Genomic DNA, 6,920 nt, shown 5'->3' with positions numbered 1-6,920 from the left:
TAGAGCTTCTTTTAGCAACCTTATTTCCAATTCTTTCTCTGCTATTATGAGTTTGTATTTTCTCGATTTCGTTGAGAACCCCTTTTAGCTCTTTTGGGTCTTTCTTTATCTTGTCAAGCCCTATCTCTTTGTACAGAACAGGTGGTATCTTCGTTGGATCAACAATGAAATCTCCAGCTCTGAGTTTCGGTTCAAAAGCACTTTCTCCCTCCGCTCTATATTTGTTTATCCAACCCCATAATGTAGAATCCGGTATCCCGTATTCTTCCCTGATTTCTCTTGTGTTTTTGTGGCCCTCTTCGTATTCCTTTACCACTTTTAGCTTCAATTCCATTGAATATTGTTCTCTGCCTCTCATCCCTTCGCCCCCTCTTCTTTCATACTATCACTTCGTTATCTCTTGTCCTATTTCTTTAGGGGGTGATTACGCTGACAACGTCGTGAGCCTCGGTCGCGCAGCGACCATCTCAGATTCTCTGACTCTCTGACTCTCGGACTCTCGATTCTTACCAGGAGTTCGCTCCAATCCTAAATCTCGGGACAAAGAGAGTTTACACAGATTTTTTAATAGACCCGAATAAAGATGGTTTTACGATCGTTTTTTCAATTCTTTCTTTTGCCCATTCAAAATATTCTTGATTAATTTCTATTCCTATGAAGTTTCTATTATATCTTTTAGCTACAACACCTGTTGTGCCTGAACCCATAAACGGATCCAGGATTGTATCAGCTTCATTGCTACCAATCAGGATTATTCTTTCCAGCAGTTCTTCTGGTTTTTCTGCGGGGTGGGGTGTTATATGTCTTTTTGCTTTTATTGTCCATAAATTTCTCATTTGCTTTCCTTTGTTCATTTCTTTTGCTAATTCATAGTTGAAGAAATACTTCTTACTTTTACCTGCAACCCAAATGATCTCGGTTGAGGGAACGAATCTGTTTCTTGATAAAAGTGGGGTGGCATTTGGTTTATACCAGACCACATCATTAATTATCCATAAACCAAGTTGTTTAAGGGCCATTCCTATGGAAGGATGATTATGTAATGTCCCTGAGATCCATATTGTTCCATGAGGCTTTAAAACTCTGACACATTCTTTTATCCAATTCAAATTAAATTCGTGAATATTATCGATTTTATCCCACTCGCCTTTATCGAGTTTTACTGGTTTACCAGCATGCACAGTAAGATGGTTTTCGCCTGATAGATTATAAGGTGGATCCGCAAATATTAAATCTACACTTTCAGCTTCGAGTTTTTTTAGTTCCTCTATGCAGTCCCCTAAAATAAGTTTTATATTAAGCATGTCCTATGCCTCCGTAAATTCTATTTTTTGCAACTTTAATAAATTTCTCATTTATTTCAATGCCTATCCATTTACGATTCAATCTCTCAGCCACTACACCTGTTGTTCCAGTTCCAAAGAAAGGATCCAGAACAATATCCCCTTCATTGGATGATGCGATTATAATTATTTCTAGCAATTTCTCTGGTTTTTGTGTAGGATGAATCGCTCTGCCGTTTTCACCTTTAATTCTCTCTTTTCCTTGAACAATAGGCATCTCAATGAAATTCAGGAAATCCCTCATTTGCTTCGGTTTTCCATCTTTTCTTTTATTAGGATTGATCTTCTTTAGTTCTTCATAATTGAATTTCCACTTGTTTCCTTTTACAAACCAACACACATATTCAGTAGAATGGGTAAAAGTACGTTTAGTTATGTTTGGCATTGCATTTGTCTTATACCACGTAATTATGTTATTTAATCTAAAACCTATTTTCTTAGCCAAAAATATAATTTCTCCGATATTGTGGTATGTACATGACACATATAAACTTCCGTTAGACTTTAAAACTCTCCATGCTTCTTTTAACCAATTTTCTGTGAATTCCACATATTCATTATAGTCCCAGGTATCCCAATCTTCATTCATTTTGTAAAATGGGCCACCAGTTTTATTGTTTATCAAATTAAGACTTTTTCCAGATAGATTGTAAGGCGGATCGGCATAGATTAAATCAATATTCTCATCTTTTATGTGTTCTCGCATTACTTTTATGCAGTCTCCGTTATAAATATGACCTGTTTTCATATTCTTTCCTCCATCCAACATTCCAAAAGTTGATCTATTTTTCTCGTCCAATCAGAGAAACTATTTACCTTTTTTGTTTCGTTTATAATCTTCTCATATAATTTGTGTAATTCGTAATGACTGAACTTTTTCCCTGTCTCTATATATTGTAGTAGTTTCTTTAGCAGCAGGGCAAAGTGTTGTGTGGTTAAGGGAATTATCTTCTGAGGTTTTCCATCATATTCGTACTTCACAGAAATCCAGAATTGGGAATAAGTATCTTTATGTATCCTTGGAGCGACAAAAATGCAATAAATGTTTTCAAATCCATGCTCTCTTTCAAAATTTCTTAGATGTCTCATTACAGGTTGCCCTTCTTGTACCCATTGTAAATTAGAAGTATTCAAGGTTACCTCACATATAGCCTTGAATGTTCTATAATAACACTCGATATCCGGTTTATTACCTGGTGCATGATTTATGGGTTCTCCTTCATCATCTACAGGGTAGTTGGGTTTTATCAAAATTTCGTCATTAAGGATTTTTAATGCCTCGGTCAATATTTTCTCGAATCCTTCTGGATCCAGTTTTCTTAGTAATCTTGGGTTATCTAATATTGAAATTATTTCCTTTATTTTTTCGATATTTCCAACTAACTTCTTTTTCTTAATTGACAGTTTTAAGCGAAGATTCAGACCTCTTAATTCCCTTATATGTTTTTCCAGGATATCTTTTTTATTGAATTTAGACATATCTATTTCTACGAGTCTTTGATCATTTTGCTCTAATTTTATACCCTCTCTTTTGACTAAATCGACGATTATGTTTCTCAAATTTACAGCAACTTTCTTTAAATTATCTATATGTTCCCACGGCAATTGTGGACGTGTTATGTCAGATATGTACTCTAAATATTCTTCCACGGTTTTAAACTCAAATGCTTTGCCATCGTATTGACCTAACAACTGTTCTATTTCTGTCATTCGGGAAGGTTCCAAATCAATTCTCCAATGATGGCCCAGAGGGTTCATATGAATTCGGAAAAATCTTGTAAGCCGAAAGTATCTTATAGTATTATCTCCATAATCAGAGAGATTATTTATTTTTGTTTTGGTGATTTTTTCTGAACCATAAAATTCCCTGGCAAAATTCCAGATATATTCCTGTTTTTCTTCATTGTTTCTTAGTTTTCTAAAAGCCAATATATTCTCGATTTGGTCATTTATACGGTTTGCATCTGTTAAAGTTGGAATGAATAAACAGAACTCCTCTTTACTTAGTCCTTTAATTTTACTTCTTTGATTTAGTTCATATATTAAGCGCAGGGTAGCAATAAACGGTGTAATATTAAAACCGTGTTTAGCTGAGAAATCTCTGCTCCAGGGATTCGGAAATTGCAACTTTAGTAAGCTTTTCAAAAACACAAATCCAATATCATAATCACCTTCTAAAAAAAGATTGCCAAGGTCTGTAATCTTTATTGGGCCATAACCTTCTCTTGCTATAGCAAATCCTAATTTATTGAGAGGATTGACAGACTGCCTCCCGCGCATGGGAGGATCTTCATAATTTTGATATTCAAAAATTTTTTCGGCAACATTATATGGTATTTCAAGTGTAGGTTCTTCATAATACCTCTGATATTTTGGCGGGATATTGTTAGGTTTATATAGCCTTTCCTTGATTAAAAGAATTTGATATTTTACTTGATTTTCTTTCGTAAAACTTTCTCCTTCTAGTTGTTTCAACACTTTTAGAAAATCCCTTAATCTTTCTGGATTTCTGACGGTTGTAGATATTGACCAGGGTTTCCTCATTTTGTTCACCTCTATAAATAAGGTTAAAACAGAATTATTTGATGACCTTTCTATTAAAACCGCCGGGCTAGTCATCAGAATCCTTGGTGAATTGCATTGTTATATGACGTTTTTCTTTCCTTTATCGATTTTAAAATAAATCTATAGTTTTTTGTCCTGGTCTCATTTTTTATACTTGTACATATAGATGCATTGAGGAATTCGTTGTACCGAGTGTTTTTTGTACCATTTGTAAGCGCTAAAATAAAAGTGTATCAGAAAAACTAAGAATACTAACGAAAAAATGGTTCATCGGCGAAATCAGTCGTACAAACTCCGAAAGAGTTCGCTCCACTGGCATAGCCAGTTGCACCAATTTCGGAGGGTTCACCCCCGCTGCGAAGCGCCTTCGCGACTTCTCGGACCCTCGTGTTTTTACAGCGTCTGCGAGCCTCCTGGACTAAGTCCGGCAACTCAGCGACGTAGTCGTTCCCAGGAACATTGCCGAAGACAATCCTGACGTCAAAATTATCGACTAATAACCGATAACTAAAGCGTTATCCCCTTGGAATCAGAGATAGTAATTTGTTTTTGAACATCCATATAACCATGGTATACTAATAGAAACAATTTCAATCAAGTTAACAATTTAACAAGTGATTCGAATTAAATACGAATTTGAACTTCAAGCGGAAAGAAAAGGTTATAAAAACTGCTAAAGAGTGAAATTGGCGGCGAGAGGGTCTAATTTCTGCGAGGAGGAGAGATCATGAAAAAAGGTTTCTTGATGGTTTTATTTACTATGATTGTTTCATTTTCCCTGTTTGCGCTCCCGCTTGACGCAACCAGTTACATGGAGTGGCCCTCGGATATTTTGCTGCAGAATTATGAATTAAAACTTAGTCTCAGCTATGATCATCCGCAAGCCCTTTTTCTTGGAGATGGTTTACTAAGGTTTGAATATTCAATATTTACAGTAGCTGTCGGTGTGAAAGGAACATTTCCGCTGAGTTTTGATTTTGAACAGAGCGAATATGAATTTGCAGCAGCCGGAGCAATAAAGCTTGGATCATTATATTTAGCGGCTTCGGTACCTTTTGATACATTGAGTAATTTCGCAATTACTCAGGCTCCAAAAATCGCCTTTGGCGTAATTGCTCAATCACTTGAGAAGCACCTACACACTAGCAAATACGCTAGATTGGATATTTCATATATACCTGACGATCTTCTGATCGTTGGCAAGGGGACTTTAACGTTCAATGAAGAATTCGATCCTTTAGTTGCGCGAACTGGCCTTATTTTCTACTCGAAAAGTATTAGCCGATATTCGGTTGTGAGAAGTACATTCGGATTTAGTTTTATTATAGAAGACCTAAAATCATTCATAGAAAATGAAATTCTATCGATCAGTACTGATATATTACTGGGTGGCAAAGTTAATTATCTTGTTGGATATTCAAATTCAAATGGCGAACCTGTAGTTAAGGCAGGAATAGGATTCAATATTAACAAGCTAGACCTCTGGATATTGAGCCAGTTCTACAATTCATTTGATTACAAAAACTTAAAAAGCTTAAAAATCTCTGCTATACTGAAGTTCTGATATACCTGATTTAGGTGTCAGTTACCAGCCTATAGTTCCAGTACTTGATGGAACTTCATTTTGGTTGTAAAGAACGGCAATGAAAATTACGTCAGGAGTGATACCATCGCTCTTTTTTTGAACTCATGATTCTCGGGTTTTAGTTCAGTTTTGTAAGTATCTTGTTCCTTCTCCATTCTCTAGTTTTTAACATTGAATTTTAGTTTCTGAATCTTCAATCCTTTGTCTCAAAAATAATGTCAGCTCATTTTTGATCCAATTTATCGAAAAGGCGGTTGGAAAAGTAAATCCAATACTCAAAGGATGGTTGACCACTTCCGAATAGATCATTCCTCCAAATGCTTCGGAAATGTGGGACAGAGAGTGAAAATGAAACTCAAGAGGCATATGATGAGGTATCGAGGCTGGGGAGACTTCGGCTGGAAAAGGTAAACTTTTTACCTTTCTTTTTCAAAATCAAATCCTCGTGAGAACACTGCTATGCAAGCTTTTACAGCCTCAGGGTCGTAGAGTTTCCCTGAATTTGTGGTGATCTCCTCTAAAGCTTTAGTTATACCAAGTGCTGGACGATAAGGTCTGTGGAACGCCATAGCTTCGACAACATCTGACACTGCTAGTATTCTCGCTTCTATAAGAATTTGGTTACCCTTCAAGCCATTAGGATAACCGGATCCATCTATTCGTTCGTGATGCTGGAGCACAATCTCAGCTATGGGTTGAGAAAATTCCACGTCTTTTAATATTTCAAATGCAGTTTGGGGATGGTTTCTTACAATTCCGAGTTCAAATTTATTCAGTTTGTCAGGCTTGTTCAAGATATCTGTCGGTACAGATATCTTGCCAATATCATGTAAAAGACCAGCTATACGAACAGCCTCAATTTGTTCTTCTGACAGGTTCATTTCTCTGGCAATAGCGCAGGCAAGCTGACTTACGCGTCGTTGATGACCAGAAGTGTAGGCATCTCTCATTTCAATTACCAATCCTATTGTTTCAACAATGGAATCCAGAGTTCTCTGTATCTTTTTATAGCTTTGTTCGAGTTCTATATTTTTTTCTTCTAACTGAAACATTCCATCTTCCAATTTCTTGATCAATCTCTCGTTGTATTTCTTGAGATATACAATCTCTTCCTTATTTACTACCTTATTCACTACCTTGTTGTTTGAAGGCTTTACTTTATGGTTCTGAATAACTTCTTTTATTATCTCAACAAAAGCATCTGGTTCTAACGGTTTGATAATAAACCTGTCGGCTCCAAGGCTGAGGGCGAATTTTCTATCTTCTGGATCGGTGTAGGCAGCGGTATAAAGTATAAAAGGAATTTCTTTTAATCTATCATCCATTTTCACCCTGCGACATAATTGAAAACCATCCATCTCGGGCATCAAAATATCGGAAATTACCACGTCAAAATCCTGTTCGGCCAATTTCTCCAGAGCTTCAAC

The 6,920-nt window shown here is 36.2% G+C and carries 5 protein-coding genes and 1 pseudogene; 1 reads left to right on the top strand and 5 read right to left on the bottom strand.

What is annotated here, in order from left to right; all coding sequences use genetic code 11:
* The 4 genes and pseudogenes from DU53_RS00410 to DU53_RS00395 form a co-directional block, all read right to left on the bottom strand.
* Nucleotides 1-358 (bottom strand): annotated as a pseudogene (locus tag DU53_RS00410) (helix-turn-helix domain-containing protein); the annotation flags it as partial.
* A 193-nt stretch (nucleotides 359-551) separates the two neighbouring features.
* Complete coding sequence (locus DU53_RS00405; RefSeq protein ID WP_063726907.1) at nucleotides 552-1,304, bottom strand: site-specific DNA-methyltransferase; 753 nt, start codon at nucleotides 1,302-1,304, stop codon at nucleotides 552-554.
* Complete coding sequence (locus DU53_RS00400) at nucleotides 1,297-2,091, bottom strand: site-specific DNA-methyltransferase (RefSeq protein WP_063726905.1); 795 nt, start codon at nucleotides 2,089-2,091, stop codon at nucleotides 1,297-1,299. Before DU53_RS00400 ends, DU53_RS00405 begins: the two co-directional genes overlap by 8 nt.
* On the bottom strand, nucleotides 2,088-3,887 hold the full coding sequence (locus tag DU53_RS00395) for an AlwI family type II restriction endonuclease (RefSeq protein WP_063726903.1): 1,800 nt from the start codon (nucleotides 3,885-3,887) through the stop codon (nucleotides 2,088-2,090). Before DU53_RS00395 ends, DU53_RS00400 begins: the two co-directional genes overlap by 4 nt.
* Before the next feature lie 748 nt (nucleotides 3,888-4,635).
* On the opposite strand from DU53_RS00395, the gene DU53_RS00390 reads away from it, so the two are divergent.
* Nucleotides 4,636-5,472 (top strand): hypothetical protein, encoded by an 837-nt coding sequence (locus DU53_RS00390; protein WP_063726901.1) that lies wholly within the window; start codon nucleotides 4,636-4,638, stop codon nucleotides 5,470-5,472.
* Nucleotides 5,473-5,909: 437 nt separating this feature from the next.
* Here the strand turns inward: DU53_RS00390 and DU53_RS00385 are convergent.
* On the bottom strand, nucleotides 5,910-6,920 hold a 1,011-nt coding region (locus tag DU53_RS00385), incomplete at its 5' end, for an HD domain-containing phosphohydrolase (protein ID WP_063726898.1).

The organism is Kosmotoga sp. DU53, assembly GCF_001639905.1.
GTDB classification, from domain to species: Bacteria; Thermotogota; Thermotogae; order Petrotogales; family Kosmotogaceae; genus Kosmotoga; species Kosmotoga olearia.
This window is presented reverse-complemented; position numbering and strand designations above follow the sequence as displayed.